Annotated in this window: 24 protein-coding genes and 1 riboswitch; of the genes, 11 read left to right on the top strand and 13 right to left on the bottom strand. The window is 45.5% G+C overall.

Features of this window, described 5'->3' with window-relative positions:
• The first annotated feature begins 2 nt into the window (after nt 1-2).
• The gene (cbiD, locus tag DWU89_RS05530) at nt 3-1,865 is read left to right on the top strand and encodes a cobalt-precorrin-5B (C(1))-methyltransferase CbiD (RefSeq protein WP_115498641.1); all 1,863 of its coding nucleotides are present in this window, start codon (nt 3-5) and stop codon (nt 1,863-1,865) included.
• On the opposite strand, the gene DWU89_RS05525 is transcribed toward cbiD, so the two are convergent.
• From DWU89_RS05525 to DWU89_RS05500, 7 genes are all read right to left on the bottom strand, one after another.
• Complete coding sequence (locus DWU89_RS05525; protein ID WP_115498640.1) at nt 1,866-2,540, bottom strand: hypothetical protein; 675 nt, start codon at nt 2,538-2,540, stop codon at nt 1,866-1,868.
• Between the two features lie 62 nt (nt 2,541-2,602).
• Entirely contained in the window at nt 2,603-3,610 is a 1,008-nt protein-coding gene (locus DWU89_RS05520; protein ID WP_115498665.1) for an ABC transporter ATP-binding protein, read from the bottom strand.
• Nucleotides 3,610-4,647: an iron ABC transporter permease gene (locus tag DWU89_RS05515; RefSeq protein ID WP_115498639.1), complete on the bottom strand. Its 1,038-nt coding sequence runs from the start codon at nt 4,645-4,647 to the stop codon at nt 3,610-3,612. The genes DWU89_RS05520 and DWU89_RS05515 overlap by 1 nt, the downstream gene beginning before the upstream one ends.
• A gap of 9 nt (nt 4,648-4,656) precedes the next feature.
• Nucleotides 4,657-5,820 (bottom strand): ABC transporter substrate-binding protein, encoded by a 1,164-nt coding sequence (locus tag DWU89_RS05510; RefSeq protein WP_115498638.1) that lies wholly within the window; start codon nt 5,818-5,820, stop codon nt 4,657-4,659.
• Nucleotides 5,821-5,827: 7 nt separating this feature from the next.
• Nucleotides 5,828-5,951: riboswitch (cobalamin riboswitch) on the bottom strand.
• Nucleotides 5,952-6,079: 128 nt separating this feature from the next.
• A complete protein-coding gene (locus DWU89_RS20755; protein WP_167451642.1) occupies nt 6,080-6,229 on the bottom strand; it encodes a hypothetical protein in 150 nt (49 codons plus the stop codon).
• Nucleotides 6,230-6,386: 157 nt separating this feature from the next.
• Complete coding sequence (locus DWU89_RS05505; protein ID WP_115498637.1) at nt 6,387-8,030, bottom strand: DUF6377 domain-containing protein; 1,644 nt, start codon at nt 8,028-8,030, stop codon at nt 6,387-6,389.
• A gap of 59 nt (nt 8,031-8,089) precedes the next feature.
• Nucleotides 8,090-9,676 (bottom strand): carboxylase, encoded by a 1,587-nt coding sequence (locus DWU89_RS05500; RefSeq protein ID WP_115498636.1) that lies wholly within the window; start codon nt 9,674-9,676, stop codon nt 8,090-8,092.
• A 209-nt stretch (nt 9,677-9,885) separates the two neighbouring features.
• Here DWU89_RS05500 and DWU89_RS05495 point away from each other — a divergent pair, with 209 nt between their 5' ends.
• The 3 genes from DWU89_RS05495 to rhuM are packed head-to-tail and all read left to right on the top strand — an operon-like array spanning nt 9,886 to nt 12,681.
• Nucleotides 9,886-10,956 (top strand): GNAT family N-acetyltransferase, encoded by a 1,071-nt coding sequence (locus DWU89_RS05495; RefSeq protein ID WP_115498635.1) that lies wholly within the window; start codon nt 9,886-9,888, stop codon nt 10,954-10,956.
• Between the two features lie 4 nt (nt 10,957-10,960).
• On the top strand, nt 10,961-11,626 hold the full coding sequence (locus DWU89_RS05490) for a DUF4919 domain-containing protein (RefSeq protein ID WP_115498634.1): 666 nt from the start codon (nt 10,961-10,963) through the stop codon (nt 11,624-11,626).
• Nucleotides 11,627-11,679: 53 nt separating this feature from the next.
• On the top strand, nt 11,680-12,681 hold the full coding sequence (rhuM, locus tag DWU89_RS05485) for a RhuM family protein (RefSeq protein WP_244205862.1): 1,002 nt from the start codon (nt 11,680-11,682) through the stop codon (nt 12,679-12,681).
• Nucleotides 12,682-12,802: 121 nt separating this feature from the next.
• On the opposite strand, the gene DWU89_RS05480 is transcribed toward rhuM, so the two are convergent.
• Entirely contained in the window at nt 12,803-13,033 is a 231-nt protein-coding gene (locus DWU89_RS05480; protein ID WP_115498632.1) for a helix-turn-helix transcriptional regulator, read from the bottom strand.
• A gap of 101 nt (nt 13,034-13,134) precedes the next feature.
• Between DWU89_RS05480 and DWU89_RS05475 the strand changes: the two genes are divergently transcribed.
• Nucleotides 13,135-13,695, top strand: coding sequence for an outer membrane protein (locus DWU89_RS05475; protein WP_115498631.1), 561 nt, complete (start codon nt 13,135-13,137; stop codon nt 13,693-13,695).
• A gap of 11 nt (nt 13,696-13,706) precedes the next feature.
• Nucleotides 13,707-14,144, top strand: a complete 438-nt coding sequence (locus DWU89_RS05470) for a lipocalin-like domain-containing protein (RefSeq protein ID WP_115498630.1) — start codon at nt 13,707-13,709, stop codon at nt 14,142-14,144.
• Between the two features lie 544 nt (nt 14,145-14,688).
• Here the strand turns inward: DWU89_RS05470 and DWU89_RS05465 are convergent.
• From DWU89_RS05465 to DWU89_RS05460, 3 genes are all read right to left on the bottom strand, one after another.
• On the bottom strand, nt 14,689-15,564 hold the full coding sequence (locus tag DWU89_RS05465) for a hypothetical protein (RefSeq protein ID WP_115498629.1): 876 nt from the start codon (nt 15,562-15,564) through the stop codon (nt 14,689-14,691).
• Complete coding sequence (locus DWU89_RS20510; protein WP_147292094.1) at nt 15,561-15,755, bottom strand: NUMOD3 domain-containing DNA-binding protein; 195 nt, start codon at nt 15,753-15,755, stop codon at nt 15,561-15,563. The genes DWU89_RS05465 and DWU89_RS20510 overlap by 4 nt, the downstream gene beginning before the upstream one ends.
• Nucleotides 15,756-16,033: 278 nt before the next feature.
• The gene (locus DWU89_RS05460; protein WP_115498664.1) at nt 16,034-16,666 is read right to left on the bottom strand and encodes a recombinase family protein; all 633 of its coding nucleotides are present in this window, start codon (nt 16,664-16,666) and stop codon (nt 16,034-16,036) included.
• A gap of 351 nt (nt 16,667-17,017) precedes the next feature.
• Here DWU89_RS05460 and DWU89_RS05450 point away from each other — a divergent pair, with 351 nt between their 5' ends.
• A complete protein-coding gene (locus DWU89_RS05450) occupies nt 17,018-18,253 on the top strand; it encodes a site-specific integrase (protein ID WP_004291422.1) in 1,236 nt (411 codons plus the stop codon).
• Nucleotides 18,254-18,264: 11 nt separating this feature from the next.
• Entirely contained in the window at nt 18,265-18,627 is a 363-nt protein-coding gene (locus DWU89_RS05445; protein WP_004291423.1) for a hypothetical protein, read from the top strand.
• A gap of 77 nt (nt 18,628-18,704) precedes the next feature.
• On the opposite strand, the gene DWU89_RS05440 is transcribed toward DWU89_RS05445, so the two are convergent.
• Nucleotides 18,705-19,010: a helix-turn-helix domain-containing protein gene (locus DWU89_RS05440; protein ID WP_004291424.1), complete on the bottom strand. Its 306-nt coding sequence runs from the start codon at nt 19,008-19,010 to the stop codon at nt 18,705-18,707.
• A gap of 31 nt (nt 19,011-19,041) precedes the next feature.
• Complete coding sequence (locus DWU89_RS05435; RefSeq protein ID WP_004291426.1) at nt 19,042-19,341, bottom strand: helix-turn-helix domain-containing protein; 300 nt, start codon at nt 19,339-19,341, stop codon at nt 19,042-19,044.
• A 138-nt stretch (nt 19,342-19,479) separates the two neighbouring features.
• Here DWU89_RS05435 and DWU89_RS05425 point away from each other — a divergent pair, with 138 nt between their 5' ends.
• The 3 genes from DWU89_RS05425 to DWU89_RS05415 are packed head-to-tail and all read left to right on the top strand — an operon-like array spanning nt 19,480 to nt 21,851.
• A complete protein-coding gene (locus DWU89_RS05425) occupies nt 19,480-19,905 on the top strand; it encodes a helix-turn-helix domain-containing protein (protein ID WP_004291432.1) in 426 nt (141 codons plus the stop codon).
• 3 nt (nt 19,906-19,908) lie between these two features.
• Nucleotides 19,909-20,259 (top strand): helix-turn-helix domain-containing protein, encoded by a 351-nt coding sequence (locus DWU89_RS05420; protein ID WP_004291454.1) that lies wholly within the window; start codon nt 19,909-19,911, stop codon nt 20,257-20,259.
• Between the two features lie 20 nt (nt 20,260-20,279).
• The gene (locus DWU89_RS05415; RefSeq protein WP_004291455.1) at nt 20,280-21,851 is read left to right on the top strand and encodes a DUF3945 domain-containing protein; all 1,572 of its coding nucleotides are present in this window, start codon (nt 20,280-20,282) and stop codon (nt 21,849-21,851) included.
• Nucleotides 21,852-21,853 lie beyond the last annotated feature (2 nt).

Below are 21,853 nucleotides of genomic sequence, written 5' to 3'. Positions count from 1 at the left end.
GTATGATTCTGATTCTGGGAGGAACAACAGAAGGGCGCAAAGCCATCCAAGTAGTAGAAAGTGCCGGTAAGCCTTACTACTACTCGACGGTGAGCAATGAGCAAACGATCGAAACGGCTCATGCCATCCGAATCACGGGCGGTATGCAGGAAGAAGAGATGACGGAGTTCTGCCGTGAGAAACAAATATCATTACTGATAGACGCCGCCCATCCTTTCGCCATCCAGTTGCACCGGACACTTGCCAAAGTTTCTTCCAGACTGCAAATCCCGGTTGTCCGTCTCGAAAGGCAATATCCCGCACGGGACGGACGGCTGATATGGTGTACGGACTATGCAGACGCCATCGACCGCCTCCGTGCCGACGGTATCCGTGACCTGCTGGCGCTGACAGGTGTAAAGACGATCGCCAAGCTGCGTCCTTATTGGGAAAAGACGCCCTGCCGGTTCCGTATCCTGAACCGGGAAGAGTCGCTCTCACTGGCCGATGCAAGCGGTTTCCCCCGCGAACGGCTTGTCTTTTTTAAAGAGGGAGAAGATGAAAAACGATTATTCGAACAGCTCCGCCCGGATGCGATCCTAACGAAAGAAAGTGGGGAAAGCGGTTATTTCAACGAAAAAGTGGAGGCGGCACAAGCCTGCGGCATTCCCGTTTATGTCATCCAACGGCCTGCCCTACCTGAGACATTCACCTTTGTACAAGGCGTAGAAGGATTGCGGAAGGCTATTGAACGGCTGGCGCCAGACTTCTTCCCACTCCGCAGTGGCTTTACAACCGGGGCCTGTGCCACTGCTGCAGCCAAAGCGGCATTGCTGGCATTGCTGACGGGAGAAGAGCAGCCGGACAGCCGGATTACACTGCCGTCGGGCGAATGCATCACGCTTCCGGTAGCCTCGACCGAATGGGAGAACAAGGCGGCACAATGCACTGTCATTAAGGATTCGGGTGACGATCCGGACGTGACAAACGGCTGTTCCATCATAGCACGTATCGAACTGGTAAATGCGGACTCAAGCTTTGCCGGGAAAGGCCATACCCCTTCTATCCTGTTCAGAGGCGGTGAAGGGGTCGGCACAGTTACCCTTCCGGGCCTGGGACTCGAAATCGGCAGCCCTGCGATCAATGCTACTCCACGCCGGCTAATGACGGAAGAGCTAACCAAAGTGTTACAGGAAAATGGCTTGGCCGGCCTGACTAAAGAAGTAATCGTCACAATATCCGTCCCCGGAGGACAGGCATTGGCCTCCCGAACCTTCAACCCTAAATTAGGGATCATTGGCGGAATCTCCATCATCGGTACTTCGGGTATCGTCCGCCCTTTCTCCAACGAGGCTTTTATCGCTTCCATCCGCAAAGAGGCGGAGGTAGCCAAAGCAATAGGCTGTTCCCGCCTGGTCATCAACTCCGGCGCTAAAAGCGAACACTTCCTGAAAGCATATCTGACAGGCAAACTTGGGGGGGAACTTCCCCCGCAAATGTTCATCCACTATGGGAATTTCATCGGCGAGACATTGAAGATTGCTTCCGAACTGCACTTCGAAGAGGTAATCATGGGCATCATGATCGGCAAAGCCGTCAAACTGGCGGAAGGGGCATTGGACACGCATAGCAAGAAGGTCGTCATGAACAAATCCTTCCTAAAGGAAGTTGCCGGACAAGCCGGATGTCCCCCCGAAACAATCATTCGGATAGATTCCCTGACCCAGGCTCGTGAGCTATGGGAGTTGTTCGATCCGGCCGGGCAAGCACGTTTCTTCCCGCTTCTGTTGAAGAAATGCCAAGAGCATTGTGCCCCCCTGCTACCGGATGGAAAACTGTCTATCCTATTGATCTCGGAAAACGGAGAAATACCTTACCGGATGTAATCACTCGAATACAACGTCTTTATTTTGCACGTATGAGACATCGATCTTTCCACCGGCATCGCCATTGCTTTCCTGCAAAGGTAATTTCCTGACACGGCTCAGATATAGCGTTCCATTAGCAGCCGAGGTCGGGTTTGTAAAGTTCAGCGTGATAGAGGTTGCACCCTCCTGCGTATTGTTGAGGTCATAAACGCCTCCGCTATAGGTGAGATGCGCTTGGACATATTCGTCTTTCCCGATCGGATTACCTTCCCAAGTGATAACCGTACTTCCGCTTCCCTTGATAGTCGTAAATGATTCGGGAATGGCTATCGGATCGACATCTTCGATAGAGACCTTATTCGTGTACACCTGACCTTTCCAACGGGTGAAAGTAAAGGTAACCGGATCCAGTCCGGGTTCCGAGAGCATATACATATAAGTACCCTGTCCTAAGAAATCCGGTTCCTTCCCATTGAACAGGATGTCTTTATCCGGCAGCCTCAGACTCACACCTTCGCTGTTATACTTGTTGAAGTTTGCACCTATATGCGTATGATTCTGCGTAATATTGTATTCGACACCCAGATTCTGGTAGAAAGGGACCGACGGATCGATCTCGTTCGGAGCATCATCTCCGCAAGAGGTAAGCACACCCGCAAACAGCAGGGAAACATAAAGAAAATACCTTTTCATATCGTTTAGTTTTTCAGCGTTTGACAATCTGTCTACTGATAACAAACGGAAAGGGAAGTTTGTTAAAGATGGGTAGATATAATCTGTAAGAGCTCCTCTATAGTCCCGGCATTGCGGACTTGTCCGTCTGGCAAATGAACAATAAATGTAGAGGTTTCTCCCGTCGTCTCTATCCAAGCGGACGATTCCACACGACGGTCGGCACGTATGCCGTTTCGTTGGAGGGCTTTGCGAACCATTGCGTATTTCTGCCCGTGCCCGTTCAGGCGTATTTCCGTCGAATATTGGTTATCGATGCGGAACAGGCCGGTCTCGGTGTCGAACACAATTCCCTTGCGGGCAAAGAAACCGCTCAAGTGACCGCTTAAAGCCAAGTCTTCGGGGGTTCCGGTCGTAATACCGTTAGCCTTATCCATCAGCCAGATTTTATCAGCAATCTGTAAGGCCAGTTCCAGGTCGTGCGTAGACAGGAAGATCGTCTTGTTCGTGCTTCTTGTCAAATGGTGGAGTAGTTGCATGATTTCCACCTTGCTCGGAAAGTCAAGGAAGGCAGTCGGTTCATCCAGAAAGATTACAGGCGTTTCCTGGGCAAGTGCTTTCGCGATCATCACCTTCTGCCGTTCTCCATCAGACAAGGTATGTACCATCCGGGAGGTGAGGTTTTCAATTTTCACCAAGGCGATCGACTCTTCCACAATCCGTTTGTCTTCCTTGCTTAACCGCCCCCAGAAACCGGTATAAGGGCTGCGTCCCATCCCGACCAGTTCATGCACGGACATATTCCGGATATCGCATTTCTCGGTCAGCACAACGCCGACAGTCGTACTCAGTTCCTTATCCGAATAGCTGTCGACGTCGCGTCCTAAGACAGAAATTACCCCTTCTATCTTTGGTTGGAAAGCGGACAGGGTGCGCAACAACGTCGACTTCCCCACCCCGTTCGCTCCTAACAGGCACGTCAATTCACCACTGTAGATGCGGGCCTGTATATGGCTTGCAACCAGTTTTGTATCATTCTTCGACTGATAGCCGATAGAGAGGTTATCTATATGGATTGTATCTTGTTTCATCATTCGTTCAGTTCGTTCTTACGTTTGCTGAATAGTACGGAAGCGATCACCGGAGCACCGACCAGAGCCGTCACCGAATTGACCGGCAAAGCTCCCTCGAATCCCGGCATACGGGCAATCAGGTTACAAACCAGCGCCAATGCAGCCCCGGCAAACAATACGGCAGGCATCAGTATCCGGTGGTCGGATGTCTGAAATATCGCCCGACAAAGATGCGGAACCGCCAACCCTAAAAAGATGATAGGACCGCAATAAGCTGTTACGATAGCCGTCAGCACACCGGCCGAAGTGATCACCAACAAGCGCGCCCGCTTGATATTCAAGCCTAAGTTGCGGGCATACCCGTCTCCTAACAGCATCAGGTTCAACGTCTTTATCAAAAGGAAAGATAGCGGGATCAGAACCAACATGATCGCGACAAACAGCATCATCTGATTGCCGGATACACGGGAGAAGCTACCCAACCCCCAGATCACATAAGCACGGATATCCTCCTCCACACTGAAAAACTTCAGCACGCCGATCACCGCATTCGCCACATATCCGATCATCACACCGATAATCAATAACGTCACATTCCCTTTTACCTTTTGCGAAACATAGACAATCAACGCCATCACCGACAACGAACCGATCACCGCCGCAATAGAAAGGGCAATCTCTCCCATAAACCCCAATTTGCTAAGCGCCACACCGCCCAGGCTTCCGCTCAACAGCACCACAAAGGCGACCCCCATACTGGCACCGGAACTGATGCCTAAAACGGACGGTCCAGCCAGCGGATTCCGGAAAACCGTCTGCATCTGCAAACCGCTTATCGCCAGACCGGCTCCTGCCACCAATGCCGTCAAGGCTTGCGGAAGACGGGATTTCCAGACGATATTCTGCCAGGTCACCGGTTCCTCTCCTATTCCGCATACGATATTCCAGACAGACTTCAACGGAATAGATACCGATCCCAACACCAGATTGAGGAACATCAAAACAAGGATAGACGCCACGATCAGCAACATCAGAAAAGTAGTAGAGTGTCTCATCAACGTAGCTTATTTTAATAGTGCGTAATAAACAGGCGTATGGCCGGGCAACAGGTCCGGATGGAAGATATGCAGCAGGTCGGCCAATACAACTTCCGGCTCGGTCGGCATGCTTTCGTAAAAAGGAGTATCTTTCATATTGCAATAGATGATGCCTTTTTCCTTGAAAGCCCGGAAATCTGCATAACGCGGGTCCTGGTCTTGCAGGGCTTTATAGCTGAATGTACCTGGATAGCTGTTCACGATGCGCCAATAGTCGGCCTCGTCACCCTGGTTATAGACAGTCTCGAAGTCGAGTATCACACCGCCCGATCGTTTGTCGTCCTTCAGGAAATAATCGGCTCCGGCATCCTTAAAAAGCTGTGCCAGGAAACTTTCGCCTCCCACGGCATACCAGTTTCCCCCTCTCATCTCACCGCTCAGAACGACCGGACGTCTCTTTACCTTTCCTTCCGCCGTCAATACTTTCAATTCATTATACCGCATTGCTATGGTCGAGAAGGTTTCATTCGCCTTCTGTTCTTCACCCAACAATAAACCTACGAACTTCACCCATTCCGCCTGTCCTAACGGCGTCATCTCCTTATATCCCAAGTGGGGAATCAGTGGAATACCGACGTCTTTCAAGGTTTCATATCCACCCCGCTTAAAAGGTGAAACGAGAATCAAGTCCGGATTCATGCTCATGATCACTTCATTGTCGAAATTTCCTTCTATACCGATCTTAGCAGTCTTCCCGCTCTCCAACCGTTCATTCATTTTTTTGTTAAACAGATGCCGCGTGCTGGTAATTCCCACAACTTTATCTAAGGCATCCATTTTAATAAAGTTGGATAGTTGAAGGGATGTCATACAAATAACACTCCGGATAGGCGTCTCGATCACCGTATATGATTCAGGGATACCCGCCGGCTTAGTCCCTCTCTTGACAAGTGCATAATGGAAAGTCGTACTTTCCTCATTCTGCGGGTCCTGAATATCCAACAAAACATATCCGTCATTGTAAGATACACTAAAACCACAGGCATATTCCGGCACAATACGGACGGTAGCAGAATACGCATTTTGTTCGGCTACTTCTTCCTTTTCAGTCTGCCGGTTGTTATTGGTTGTGCACGATGATACAACCAATAACGACAGAAGCAGGCAACATCCTACCAGACACTTTTTCATATTCAATTTATTTTATTTCTTGCCGACAAGTCTTATCCTACCCCACGGGAACGCGTGGTCTGTCCGGGATTCCCACCCGGTTCCCTTTTAATCCTTATCCTGAAAAGGATAACGAAACCTGTTTCAACGGCAAAAGTAATAAGAAAAAAAGAATCCCCGCCACTTTCATTTTAGAAAGTTCGGGGATTATCACAAACAGCGTACCCTAAAAACATTAAACCGGGTATTTATATATAAGAGAATACCAAAAACACTTTCTTTATTTATGCGACACAATACACGCCTTCTCCTGCTCAATTCGAATCGTTCCGGCAGCAAGAATCAGAGTAACAACTAAACCGATACAGGCAATTATAGCGATTATCTCCGTACTTTTGCGGGATAGAAACTCCCCTATGTTCTTCTCCATGCGTATTACTTTTTGTGTGATTCAAAATTAAGCAGAAAGAAAAGACAAAACAGGATCAGTGAACAAATAAGTGGACAAACAAAAATATTAATACACTATATTACAGCATAATAACTCAAAACAATGTTACTAAAAAAGTGGATTAGCAGTGAAAGGATTAATGTATTTCACGCACCAAATTCTCAAAATCATCCCGGGAAACACAGGCTTTGTTTTTTACCTTCGCCCTATAGTTGTAGATCGTGTTAACCGAATAACGAAGAAATTCTGCAATCTGGGAACTATCATTAATGCCTAAGCGAATCAAAGCAAAAATACGGAGTTCCGTGTTCAACAACTCATCCCTCTTCAATACGATCTGTTCGTCTTCCTGCAAAAGCGCATTAAACTGCGCCACAAAGTTAGGGAACAAATGAAGGAATGCCGTATCAAAATTCTTATACAATTCATCCAATTCCGCGTTCAGCGCATTAGAAGAACGGGTAATTTTGGCCAGCTCCTCTATCTGTCCGGCACAGACTTTCTTGTTGACCATACGGCGGTAACCATCCAGCTTATCGATATAAGTAGAACATAGCTTTATGAAACGTCCGATATATTCCTCTTTAATCTGGTTGGATTCGGAAAGTTGCCGGTTGGCCGACTGCAAACGTGCGTTCATCTGATGCAGCTCCCCATTCAAAACCTTTAACTGCCCATTTGTTTCCTGCAAATGATTCCGGGCTTCCGCCAGGCGTTTCATCTGTCGGTAGATATAAATAACGGCAGATATCAGTAACAAGGTCAGCAAGCTGATCAGAGCCAGGTAGGTCACCAGCATTCGGTTCTTTTTCTCGATCGTTGCCTGATAGTTCTTGTCGATCAGCGAAAGGATATCAGCGCTCTGCCAACTTCTCGAACGGGCCCGGAACCGGTTTGTCTCATCCCAGGAAAAACGGATATAGTGATAAGCACGTTCTATATCGCCATCCTTGAGCAATAAATCGGCCAGCATCCACAGAGAAGCATGATCCGTGATGGCAGATTGCACGTCTGACAGAGATGACAGAGCCAAATAGAGTTTCTCTTTCTCCCGATTCCCCTCCTGACGGTAGATCATGGCACGTTGATAAGAGGTCAGTGCATACTCCGGAGAGCCGAAAGGCACTCTTGCCAGCCTGGCATCGTTTATCCGGCAAGCATCCTCCATACGTCCGTCTGCTCGTAAGACAAGTTCCTGCAACTCAATCCGCTTGTCTACACCTTCCGGCAGTATCCTTAATAACGAATCGCGGTAAGCCAGAGACAAATCCCCATAACGGCGTTTACTTTTCGGTTCACGGGAGTTCCCCGATATTTCCCTGTAAACATGTTCCTTACAAACGTAATAATCCTGAATAAGGGAGGAGGGTAACTGCTCTCGCCGGATATCTCCCAACATATCGACAGCTTCCTGATACATGCCGGCAGTAGCAAGCAATGAAGATAAAAGAAATATACTTTTATATTCCCGTTCACGGTCATGAAGCTTACGGGCAATCTCGACGTTTTTATTCAGATAATGAACCGCAGAATCACACATATAGGATTTATACTCCCGGAAAATACTATCATTCAACTGATAAGCGGCAAGAGAGACAGGCTCGGCATTTACTGCTTTTTCCTTCAGGACACGGATACGGGCTTCCCTTGCGTTCTTATATATCTCATGCCGGAGGATTGTCTGATCCAGACGGATCAATATTGAGTCGAGGTTATTGTCCGCAAAAGCTATATTTGCAGTAAAAAGTAAAAACAAAATTATCCTCCACCTCTCTCTCATATCCTATCGGGCTTACATCCGGCAGACAAATGTAAGACAAAAAAAGTTTTCCCCGGTCATCAGACCGGAGGAAAAGTAGTATGCGCCCGTTTCTGTTTCTTTTTTGCCAGAAAGTGATGTGCCATCATCGGGAAAAGTTCCAAAAGCAAAACCTCTTTTTCATTTTCCGCCAACTGGACACCGATTTCTTCTATCACAGGATTCTCCTGCATCTCATAATCCGAAGGATCATAAGGAACCTCGTCTCTCGACCCTGTAATCATCAACCGGAACTCCGGATCGACAGGAACAGGCGTCTTTCCATATTCCCCTTTGACTAAGGCAATAAACTGATTGGAAGGGTGGCTATACAACGGACGCCCATTTAACAGGTCCTGTGCACATGAAACAGCTTGTGCCGCGATAATTTGGCTGGTCGGTGTCACCAAAGGCGGCAAACCGGCATCCATACGCACCTGGGGGATCAATGACATTGCTTTTTCCAATAAATCCAACTGACCCAGCTGTTTCAATTGGGCGATCATATTCGTGTACATCCCTCCCGGTATCTGGGCTTTCTTCACCAATTCATTCGGCTCGGGGAAACCGAAATATTCTTCTATCGCATGGCAGAATATAAGCAAATCGTCCTCTTTATCCTTCCGCGCCGCCTCGATCGCATCATTAAAGAAACGGTCTACTTCCGTCGGAATTTTATCCGTCAACGGATTAAACGGTTTCGGCAATTGTTTTGCCATATCGAAAGAAGACAGTTCCTTGCGGATATCCAGCAAATGGGCGTTAATCTTCGTAATCACTTCCATATTAATATCCAGTTCAATCCCCATTTTCTTACAGAACACATATACCAGTTCAACAGCCGGAGCTGCCGTTCCGCCGGCAAAATACCAGATATTGGTATCGACAATATCCACCCCGTTGACGATAGCCGCCAGAACGGAGGCCAGGCCATAACCGGGCGTACAGTGAGTATGGAAATCAACCGGAACTTTCAGGTGTTTTTTAAATAACCGCACGATCTCCGCACTTCTCTCGGGAGGAAGCAGACCGCTCATATCCTTGATCGTAATCATATCTGCCCCTAAAGCCTCCATCTGAAGTGCCTTGTCGAGGAAATATTCATTCGTGAAAACCGGCTTGTGCAGAGCATGTCCATGCAAAGCAGCCTTGATCCTTTCGACAGCCGAATGATGCGGATCGATCGTGTAGCAAACAGCACAATCGGCGATCCCTCCAAAACGCTTTACATATTTTACTGTCGACTTGATGTTTTCCACATCATTCAGAGCATCAAATATACGCATAATATCCAATCCGGACTCAATGGAGTTACGGCAAAACCCTTTGATTATCTTATCCGGATAAGGATCATAACCAAACAAGTTACGCCCACGTGAAAGAGCTGCCAACTTAGAGGCATTACCGACGGCCGCTTTTATTTTCTCCAACCGTTCCCAAGGATCTTCTCCCAAATAACGCATAACAGAATCAGGCACTGCGCCTCCCCACACTTCCATCGCATAAAAACCGGCTTTCCGATAAAAAGGAAGCACTCTGTCTATTTGCTCCTGTGACATCCGCGTCGCAAAAGCAGATTGCTGACCATCCCGAAGAGTCAGATCCCGAATCAATAGTTTTCGTATCATACCTAATAAATTGTTTAGACCGTTTCAGACTTAAATTTATCTTTATAACAAAAATTAAACTGTTTTGATTCCAATTTCCGGGTTAAGAATAGCAAATGTTTATAAAAACTGAATTCTATTTCTCATTTTAACATATTGACAAAAGGTATTGAGAAAAAGAAAAATAAGAGTATCTTTGATGTTCATAAAGAACAAAAATCAGAGACTTAATGGAATACTCAGACAACCCCGACATCTTTCGTAAAGCAGAAGAAACAGATACAGAACGGATATGGCAAATCATCGAACAGGCGAAAGCGCAAATGCGCCGGCTCGGCAGCCAGCAATGGGATGAAAATTACCCGTCCATCGAAAATATCCGGCAAGATATCCGGGACGGAAACGGATATGTGATCTGCCGGGAAAACCGGGTTGTAGCTTATGGTGTCGTATCTTTTGACGGCGAACCTGTGTACGAGCAGATAAAAGATCAATGGTCGAATGATTTGCCGTATCTCATCGTTCACCGGCTTGCCGTCGCCGACGAGATGAAACGGCAAGGCATGGCGAAACAGTTCATGTTGCAGGCCGAAGAAGTCAGCCGCCGAAAAGGGATCTACAATTTCCGTGTCGATACGAAATATGACAATGCTTATATGCTCCGGTTGATTGACTCACTGGATTTCAACTATTGTGGGGAAGTGTATTACCGGAACAACAGTGCCCGAAAAGCTTTCGAGAAAACACTCCGTCCCCATTCCAACCCGATCGGAGTTCCCGGCTACACAATCCGGGAAGCGACTTATGAAGATGCCGGCATCATTTTCGAGGCGATCGACAAGAATCGGGATGATCTTCGCACTTGGCTCCCGTTTGTGGACAGTCTTCAGAGCGTAGCCGATGAACAGCAATTTCTGCATCCTATACTGGCGACCCCTTATGAAAAACGTGATCCGGTATTTATCTTGGAGCATGATACAGATATCTGCGGATTAGCAGGTTTCCATTTCTCCGATCCATCTAATCACCGCACCGAAATCGGTTATTGGCTGCTTCCCGCCTATCGTGGTAAAGGAATTGTAACAAACGCAGTCCGCTACCTCTGCCAGTGGGCTTTTCATGAGCGAAATATTAATCGCATCCAAATCCGCTGTGCTGTCGGTAACCACCCAAGCAACGCTATCCCTAAACGCTTAGGATTTACCCTTGAAGGAACGGAACGGGAAGGGGAATTGCTGCTGTCGGGAGAATATACGGATATCAATATATACAGTTTACTGAAAAACGATTTTAAACAATAAGGTCATGGCAAGAATTTTAATGGGAGTAATACTATTCTTTATTACCAACACTTTTACTGCTTTTGCTCAAAATGAATTTATGCAAATCGATTATGCTGAAATGGAGCGATTTGTCAAAGATGAACGTATCGAATACGATCTTTTACTCACACGCTTTGAGCAAGGAGATCCCACTCTTTCCAAGGAAGAAGTAGCCCAAATCTATTATGGATTTCCTTTTACTGATGAATATAACAGTTTCGCACTTTACATGAATATAGATAAAGCCTACTCAAAAAATGATTTTGCAACGGCACTTCCTTTGATTAAGCAAGAACTCAAAAGGAATCCGCTTTCTTTAAGCCTGCTTATTAAAGCAATGACATGTAGCATAGCACTGAAAGATCCCGATTTGCAATCATTTCTCGAGAACACTTCTCTGCGTTATCAACAAATCATCCAAGCGATTTTAGCAACAGGTAATGGCGCCAGTACAGAAACAGCATACAAAGTGATATGCGTATCGGATGAATATGAAATCATTTTTAAACCGCTTCAAGCAAAATCCATTCAACAACAAGCCACCCTCGAAAATAAATATGACGTATTCAACGTCAAACTTCCAACCGGAAAAACAAAAATATTTTTCGACATAAGCATATCTTTTCGTCATTTACAACAACTACAATAAATATGGAACCAGAAATCCAATTAAACGAACACAACAAAGCGGAGTATCCACCCATGTATATAGATGAATTAAACACAGCTTCAAATAATATTATTATCTACCAAGCAGAAGATGGTAAAATCCAATTAGATGTAAAAATGGAAGCAGACACTGTGTGGCTGACACAGGCACAGATGGGAGATTTGTTCCAAAAAGACAGAACAGTCATTGGACGACACATCAATAATATATATAAAGAAGGAGAATTAGAAAAACATATCACATGTGCAAAATTTGCACATATGGGTTCTGAAGGTGACCAAAAGTATGAAGCCGCTCTTTACAATCTGGATGTTATTATATCTGTTGGTTATCGAGTAAAATCTAAACGTGGCACCCAATTCCGCATTTGGGCGAACAAGATATTGAAAGACTATCTTATTAAAGGATATGCCATTAACCAAAAGATAAAATTAGAACAGTATGATGAGCTGAAAGGCATGATTCATATTCTCAGTAACACAATTAAGAACCAAGAACAACTAACTTCCGAACAATCCAAAGGACTATTAGCAGTAGTAACTGACTATGTTTATGCTCTCGATACACTTGATAAATATGACTATCAGCAACTCACTATCGAACAAACTACCCAAAGCAATCAATTCCATGCTACTTACGAAAATGCAATGAAAGCCATTATGAGTCTAAAAGGAAAGTTTGGAGGAAGCAAACTATTTGCCCATGAGAAAGACCAGTCATTTAAAAGTTCCATCTCCACTATCTATCAGACTTTTGGAGGTAAAGAACTCTATCCAAGCATTGAAGAGAAGGCTGCTATGTTGTTATACCTCGTTACCAAGAATCATTCGTTCAGCGATGGAAATAAGCGTATTGCTGCTATGCTGTTTCTTTGGTTCATGGAAAATAACGGCATACTCTATCGTGAAAATGGAGAAAAACGGATTGCTGATAATACATTGGTAGCTCTCACTTTGATGATAGCCGAAAGCCGTACAGAAGAAAAAGATATCATAGTCAAAGTAGTAGTCAATTTAATCAATCAAAATAATTAATATGGAACCAGAAATCCAATTAAACGAACACAACAAAGCGGAGTATCCACCCATGCACACAGCCGATTTTAACACACTCCTAATTTAAAGCACAATAAATCAGCACTTTAACATAAAAAAATCATTCTAATGGTTCATCTGGAAAAAAATCTTTTATAGAACACTTTAACACTTTTGCTATTTCGTTGAGATGATTTATATTATACTTGTAATCATTCGTAGGGACCTCTACATTTCCTACAAACCCTTTACTAACATTAATGCTATCGGCTAAAACAACTTGACTAATATGTTGTTCCATCCGCTTAGCTTTTACTCTATCTATAACATACTGTTCTATCTTTGTTTTCATTTTTTGTTACAAAACAAAGATTTATATACGATTTATTTGCCCACGTATCCGTGAGTGTTTATCTTTGCAGCGAAATATTAATTTTTAAAAAGTTATATGATATGAAAAGATGTACTTTAATGCTATTTGCTGTACTAATGGCTTTTAGTTCTGCCTTTGCTCAGAAAGGAGAAAAGGCAGCAAGTGTAAATTTGGGTTATGGCTCTGGAAGCTTTCATAAAGCTTTCAAAATTGGAGCAGAGTTTAAGTACAACGTTACGGATGCTATTAGAATTGCACCTGGTTTCGACTATTTCCTTAAAAGAGATGGCGTTGGATTATGGAGTGCTAATGTAAATGGACATTATCTATTTGACATTAAAAGTGTTGAAGGGCTAAAGATTTATCCTCTTGTTGGTCTAACATTATTAGGATCAACAGGTGCAGGAAGTGGAGATGTTGATATAGATGATGATTGGAGTAATTATTACCCTGATTATGACAAAGAGTTGGATGATATGGAAGGTGACTCTGGTAATATGACTAAATTTGGAGCGAACTTAGGTGCAGGTATTCAATATCCTGTTTTACCTAACTTAGATTTAGGGTTTGAGCTAAAATATCAATTTGTCTCTGATTTTGATCAAGTTGTATTTGGTGTTAATGCTGCATATAAATTCTAAATTATAATAATATGAAAAAGTATCTTAACCTTTATTTCATTCTTGCATGTTTTATTAGTTCCTTTTCACTACTTAGCTGTGGTGATGATGATGAAGGGAATAATACAGGGGATTCTTCAATCGTAGGAAAATGGCAATTAACAAGCGTTTCGCCAAAAGAAATGGCAGAAGATTATGAGAAATGCGAGTTTGAAGGGTATGTGGAATTTGAATCAAATGGAACATATTCGGATCATCGCCCGTGTGGAGTTAGTGATATAGGTGGCGGTAAGTGGAAGTTATCTGGGATTGCCTTAACAATAACGTCCGATATATTGCCTATTCCGCTAAAAGCTACGATTGAATTGAAAGATAACACATTGATAATTAGTCAAGAAGCTGAATATTTAAATGGGAATTGGGAACTTGTCCCATGTGTGCTAAAAGAAACATACAAAAGAGTTAATTAAATTTTTTGTATATATAGTGGGGTTAATCGGCACTGATTAACCCTGCGTAATTTACGCACCCTGCATAATATGGCTATAAGGTATTACAAAGGTTTAGCCTTGGAAGAAAACGCAAAAAAAATGAATGTTCTGTTTCTTCTATTAAGGCACATCTAAAAAAGCTCAATGTAAGCGCTTCTAAGGCTCGTAAAGCCTCTATCGTTGAGAAGATAAAATACTAAACATAAAGCGATATGTATAGTAAAGATACGGGATAGCAATTATGCTGGAAAGCAAATTTGGGTACATAAGTACATCATGGATGAGGCAATACGACTGGGGGTCAATGTTGAGGACATTTTTATTTGCCTTTCAAAAAATATGCTTGTAAATACTTATAAATCAACTATTCATGCAAGAAAACGACATTGTTATTTTATAGTATTGAGAAAGGTTAAAAAATAGAGTAGCTTTTTATTCGTGCTTTCTACTTGTGAAACAATGTGTTATCTAATAAAAAAGCCTCTGGGAACCCCCTTTGTTATAGGGGTTCTCAGAAGTGAGTTTAAATAAATTCAAGAGCAGAATGTACTTTCCCGTTTTGCTCTCGAAATCGAATTAAGCGATCGGCGAAATGCAAAAAACAATTAAACAAGAACTCTTTAACCGTGAATAGGTTGTGAGATAGTTCTATGCTATTTGAATTGATGTAGTCTTTTAAATGACGATGCTTCAAACTTAATTCAACACGAAACAAAGGTTGATTAGTATTTCTTCTATGCCATGTTAAAATGTAGTTTTTGTGGCTATCTTCTTGAATTTCTGTTAATTTATCGTACGCTTTCATCATAAAACCTTCTTTGTCTTGCTGTTTTATGTATATGGTTAGATCTGTATATCTATTAAGGTTTCCCGTGTGGTAATATCCTAATTTTGGTTGTTTCTCTTTGCGTTCCAACACATTACCATTAAAAATGGTTTCTATGCTATTGTTGCGTATCATTTTTTTGATGGTCCTTGGGGCATTACTACTTGTATCTATATAAATCTCTATCTCCGTAATATTATGGAGCTCTAAGCCAAGGAGGACGGATATGTATTCCCCATATATTATCGAGCTAACATTTGGATAAACCTGTTTGTACAACGTGTGATTGTCAAAATATAACCACGCTAATTTGCATTTTTCGTCTTTGTCGGTAAAACGGTTAAATTTTAGAGTACCATAAACTTGCCATGTTAAACCATTCCCATCGGGAGCATCCCATAGCGACAGTATTAAAAAGGAATTTTTAAAGTGTCCGCTCTCTATCCTTTTAAGCTTAAAATCCCCCATATCAATCTCTTGATCTTCATTGTTAATGTCATGCAGTATTGAGTTTTCCTCAATGGTATAGCATAATGTCAATTTATCTATACCTATGTTGTAAAATGGTCTCATAGTGTTGGAATTTCTGTTGAAGGCTTATTATTCTTTTGTTTAATTTCTGGATTTGCTGTTGGAATAGTTGACCAATATTTCTTCATGGCTGTGCTGATTTTTTGACGTGTTTCTTCGCTTTTCGTTTTGCTTTTCATGGCATTGCTGATTTTACCCTTTGTCATTGGGCTTAAATTTCTAACAGTTCTCATTGTAATTTATATATTTTAATCTTTTATTATATATATAAATAGTCGCAGAAGATAGAAAAGAAAGAATAGTTTAATGTAATTTTATATGTTTTGCAGCATAAATTTTGCATGCCAAGCCGTGTCTTACGCTTACTATACGTCATTTTTTCTTAAATATAGGAGTGCGAGGTTCTATGTAATAGGTTGATCTGTAATATTTTGTATGTAAGGTTGAGGCTTAATTGCGAAAAAGGAATCAAACGTGGCTAATAGATAAAGAAAAAGCCTCAAAATGAGGCTTATAAGTTAAATTCTTTTTTTAGTCTTTGAACTGTACTAACGCTAACATCATTTAGTTTTGCAACATCCCGTATTGATTTTCCAGCTCTCAAGTTACTTATCACTTTTTTATACTCTTCTTTTTTCTGTTCCATTGTCTTGAAGGAACCTGCTTTTCTTCCGAGTTTGCCGCCATGCTCTATATATTGTGCTCTTCCAGAGTTGAGACGAAATTTTATATTTTCTCTTTCAAGTTCTGCACAGGTTGAAAGTGTAGCAATCATTACTGGAGCAAAGGTTGATGGTTTCCCTTCATTATCCAATAATAAAAATTGTTCTTTTTGTATGTATAGATTCACCTTGGCATCAATCAGTCTTTTAACAGTCTCAAGTACTTCAAATGAATTGCGCCCTAAACGTGATAGTTCACTAGTTAAAAGTATATCAACTTTGTTAGCAATACAGAAATCTAAACATTCGGTTAAGACAGGACGTTCTTCATTTCGTTTAGCCCCACTAACTTTCTCTTCAAAGATATTTGTTATTTGAAGTTCTGCAAATTCCGCATACTTTTTTAAGTCATTTACTTGACGCTCTGTACTCTGCCTGTCTGTTACACTTGATACCCGTGCATATATTACCGCTGTTTTCATAAAAAACATTATTTTTTATGATGCAAAGTTACTACAAAAAAGTGAAATGCGGAAAGATATAGTGATAGAATTGAGTTACAAGGGTTTTGGTTGAAGTGGCGATAATCCGTGAAGCCATTACAATCCCTGCCGAAGCCAAATCCTGACGCCGCTACGTTACTTGTTCGTAACCATGCCCGAAAATGCGACAAACGGGTACGAATAGCGAAACAAGGCTCTAAGGAATAGTGAGTTATCCATAACTCATGCGAAAAATCAGGTTACGGAAAAAGATTGCGCCGTTCCTCCCCGTTTTGCGTACCAACACCGGACTCTTCACCAACTAATTTTGAAACCCAAAAATTAAGGACAATGAAGAGTACATTTTCAGTAATCTACTACCTCAAGCGTCAGGTAGTGAAAAAGGACGGGACAGTTCCCGTCATGGGACGCATCACGGTGGACGGCAGCCAGACACAGTTCAGCTGCAAACTGACTGTCGATCCGAAACTGTGGGACACCAAAGGTGGACGTGTCACGGGCAGAAGCACGGCGGCACTCGAAACGAACCGTATGCTTGACAAGATGCGGGTACGCATCAACAGGCATTATCAGGAAATCATGGAGCGTGACAACTTCGTCACGGCGGAGAAGGTGAAGAACGCCTTTCTCGGACTGGAACACCGCTACCACACGCTGATGCAGGTGTTCCGCCAGCACAACGAGGACTACGAGAAGCAGGTGGAGGCAGGCATGAAAGCCAAAGGCACGCTGCTGAAGTACCGCACCGTTTACAAGCACATGCAAGAGTTCCTCGACATCCGCTACCATGTGAAGGACATCGCCCTAAAAGAGCTTACCCCGGCTTTCATCTCCGACTTCGAGATGTTCCTGCGCACGGACAAGCACTGCTGCACCAATACCGTGTGGCTGTACGTCTGCCCGTTACGGACGATGGTATTCATCGCCATCAACAACGAGTGGCTGACGCGCGACCCGTTCCGCGAGTATGAAATCAAGAAGGAGGAAACAACACGCAGTTTCCTGACCAAAGATGAGATCCGCCTGCTGATGGAGGGGAAACTGAAAAACGCCAAACAGGAATTGTACCGCGACCTCTACCTGTTCTGCGCCTTCACGGGGCTGTCGTTCGCGGATATGCGCAACCTTACGGAAGAGAATATCCGCACCTACTTCGACGAACACGAGTGGATAAACATCAACCGCCAGAAAACGGGCGTGGTGTCCAACATCCGCCTGCTCGACATCGCCAACCGCATAATCGGCAAATACCGGGGACTGTGCGGGGACGGCAGGATATTTCCCGTTCCGCATTATAACACGTGCCTTGCCGGTATCCGTGCCGTCGCCAAGCGTTGCGGCATCACCAAGCATATCACGTGGCATCAGAGCCGCCACACGGCAGCCACGACGATATTCCTCTCCAACGGTGTTCCCATCGAAACGGTCAGCTCCATGCTCGGACACAAGAGCATAAAGACGACGCAGATTTACGCAAAGATAACCAAAGAGAAGCTCAATCAGGACATGGAGAACCTTGCCGCAAGATTGAACGGCGTCGAGGAATTTGCAGGTTGCACCATCTAAAAAGAAAAGCCATGAAACGTGACACAATCATCATCGAGGACAAGGCAGTCAGCGTAACCGGTAACGACGTGTGGATGACCGCCACCGAAATAGCCGGATTGTTCCATACGACCGTCCCGGCAGTGAACGCCGCCATCAGAGCCGTCCGCAAGTCGGACGTGCTGAACGACTACGAGGTGTGCCGCTACATGCAGCTTGAAAACGGGCTGCACGCGGACGTGTACGCCCTTGAAATCATCATCCCGGTCGCTTTCAGGGTGAATACCTACAACACCCACCTGTTCCGCACATGGCTGGTGGGAAAGGCACTCTCACAAGAGAAACGGCAGACATACGTGATGTTCATACAGAACGGAAAAGCCGGGTATTGCTGATTGCACATACCCCATAAGACAAGTAAACGGGTAGCACCACAAAAGGTGTCACCCGTTTACTTTTTCATGAAACCGCCTCACTCCAGCGGCTTGCGGTAGTTCGCTTCCAGTACCCCGCGCAGCCCCGTTTCCGGGTAAAGCACCTTCCCTCCCAAAAGTATGAAGGGCAACACGCGGTTGTTGCGGTATTCCTGCAAGGTGCGCCGGCTCACACGGAGCAGTTCCGACACCTCGCCGTCCGTCAGGTAACGTTCCCCGTCCAGCGGAGGACGGTAGCTTTCCAGAAATGCGGACAGCCATTTCGAGCCTTTGCGCATATCCTGCACCACAGAGGCTATCGGCTCGTCTTCCATCGTAAAAACATCGTTGTTCTCGTTCATCATAACTTCGGATTCAGTGGGTGAATAAATCAAATCATCTGCCGTGCGGATAGAGCGTGCCGACAAGCGGTATCAGCCGCTTCACCTCCTCTGGCTTGTAATAGAACCTGCGGTTTATCTGCGAGTAGCCGATAAGCCGCCTGTCACGCAGCGTCTGCAACGTGCGCGGGCTTATTCTCAACTGCCCGCAGACCTCCTCGCCCGTGAGCCATCTTTCCATGCGCCCCGTGTCGCTTTTGCGCCTCAGGGCGGCGACCTTCTCCGAGAGTGCGCCGAATGCCGCCACCATCATCTCGAAAGTCTTTTTCTCGATAGATACTATTTCCATATTCATGTCATTTAGAGTTTGCCGCAAAGGTAACGAAACGGCATACAAGACGTATCGTTTTCCGCTGAAAGGCTGCCTGTTGCGCCGTTTGACCGGGTTACGGAGCCATCTTCCGCAAAAATCTTACGTGAGTCACGTAGTGAGTTGTTAAAGCCCCTTTTGTTTATTGCCGAATTTTGTCGCAGAAACAAAAAGAAAGGACTGAACATGAAAGTGATAACAATGGAAAGTTCCGCCTACAAGGAGATGATGGCGCAGATTGCGAACATCGCAGGGTACATCCGCGAGGCAAGGGACGAGAAGAAACGGAAGCGGGAAACCGAAGACAAGCTGCTTGACACGGCACAGGCGGCGAAGATGCTCAACGTGAGCAAGCGCACCATGCAGCGTATGCGCACCGACCACCGTATCGAGTATGTGGTGGTACGCGGAAGCTGCCGCTACCGCCTTTCCGAGATACTGCGGCTATTGGAGGACAACACAGTAAGGAACGAGGAAGGGACAATAGACACCCTGTTCCACAACCACACGCTGCGCACGGGCGGCAAACCAAAAGGAAGGAGGACATAGGTCATGGAACTGCTCACACGAAACAACTTCGAGGGCTGGATGCAGAAGCTGATGGAACGGCTCGACCGTCAGGACGAACTGCTGCTGGCGATGAAGGCTGAGGGGAAACAGCCCACTATCACGGAAAGCATCCGCCTTTTCGACAATCAGGATTTGTGCATGTTGCTCCAGATAAGCAAACGCACCCTCCAACGCTACCGCAGCGTAGGCGCATTGCCCTACAAGACGCTGGGCAAGAAGACCTATTACAGCGAGGAGGACGTGCTGACATTCCTTTCCAACCATATCAAGGACTTCAAAAAGGAAGATATAGCCTTCTACAAGGCTCGTATCCATAATTTCTTTCATAAATAACCCATTAAAACATTTTTCAGATGGCAAAGAAAAAAGACGAAAAGGACGTGCTGGTAGTCCGTGACGAGAAGACAGGCGAGATCAGCGTGGTAGCCGGGCTGAACGCGGACGGCACACCCAAGCGCACCCCCGCAAAAGCGGAGAACGCGCAGAGTTTCCTGCAATTCGACCGACATGGCGACGTGCTGGACAACTTCTTCAAGAACTTCTTCCGGCAGTGCAAGGAACCCAGCCGCTTCGGTTTCTACCGCATTGCGGCAGACCAAGCTGAAAATCTCTTAGAGGTGATGAAGCAACTGCTGAAAGACCCCGAAGCGAACAAGGAGCTGCTCGCCCCTCACAAGGTGGACACCTCCGACTATGAGAAGAAGGTGCAGGAAGAGATGGCAGCACAACAGACAGAGAAACAAGAACCTCAAAAACAGGAGAACATGGAACAACGGAAAGAACAGCAACAGGACAAATCCGAACAGATGCAGGGCAAACGTGGCTACCAGCCCATCGACGAGAGTAAAATCAACTGGCAGGAGCTGGAGGACAGATGGGGCGTAAAGCGGGACAACCTTGAAAAGTCCGGCGACCTTACGAAGATGCTCAACTATGGCAAGTCCGACTTGGTAAAGGTCAAACCGACCTTCGGCGGCGAATCATTCGAGCTGGACGCCCGCCTCTCCTTCAAGAAGGACGGTGAGGGAAACATCAGCCTCGTGCCGCACTTCATCCGCAAGGAGCAGAAGCTGGATGAGTACAAGGAACACAAATTCTCCGACAATGACCGGAAGAACCTCCGCGAAACGGGCAATCTCGGTAGGGTCGTGGACATTGTGGACAGGGAAACGGGCGAGATCATCCCCTCCTACATCAGCATCGACCGCAAGACGAATGAAATCACGGACATTCCGGCAAGCAGGGTGCGCATCCCGGAGCGCATCGGCAAGACGGAAATCACCACGCAGGAGCGGGACATGCTCCGCGCCGGACTGCCCGTACGCGACAAGCTCATCGAGCGCAACGACGGCAGAAAGTTCGTCACCACCCTGCAAGTGAACGTGGAGCAGCGCGGCGTGGAGTTCGTGCCGGGAACCGGCAAGTCGCCCCGTACCGCACAGACACAGGAAACCAAAGGCGACACATCGAAAAGTCAGGCGCAGGGCGGGGAAAATGCCGCACAGACCAAGAAGGAGCAACGCCGCAACACGTGGACGAACGAGGACGGCAGCATCCGCCCCATCAGCAAATGGAGCGGCGTGAGCTTCACCGACCAGCAGAAAGCCGACTATGTGGCGGGTAAAGCCGTGAAGCTGGAGAACGTGACCGACAAGCAGGGCTTCCATGCCACGATGTATATCAAGTTCAACCCGGAGAAGGGACGCCCGTACCGCTACGACACGAACCCTGACAATGCACAGCAGGTTGCTCCGTCCAACGAGAGCCGCACGCAGGTGGCGGTGAACAACGATGGCAAGACCAACGAGGCTACAAAGAATCTGAGAGAGCCGTTGCAGAAAGGTCAGACCAACCCGAAGGACGCCCGCCAGCAACAGCAGCAGGAGAAGCCGCAGAAGAAAACGGGCAAGGGCATGAAAATGTAATC

The sequence above is a fragment of the Parabacteroides acidifaciens genome, assembly GCF_003363715.1.
GTDB classification, from domain to species: Bacteria; Bacteroidota; Bacteroidia; order Bacteroidales; family Tannerellaceae; genus Parabacteroides; species Parabacteroides acidifaciens.
This window is presented reverse-complemented; position numbering and strand designations above follow the sequence as displayed.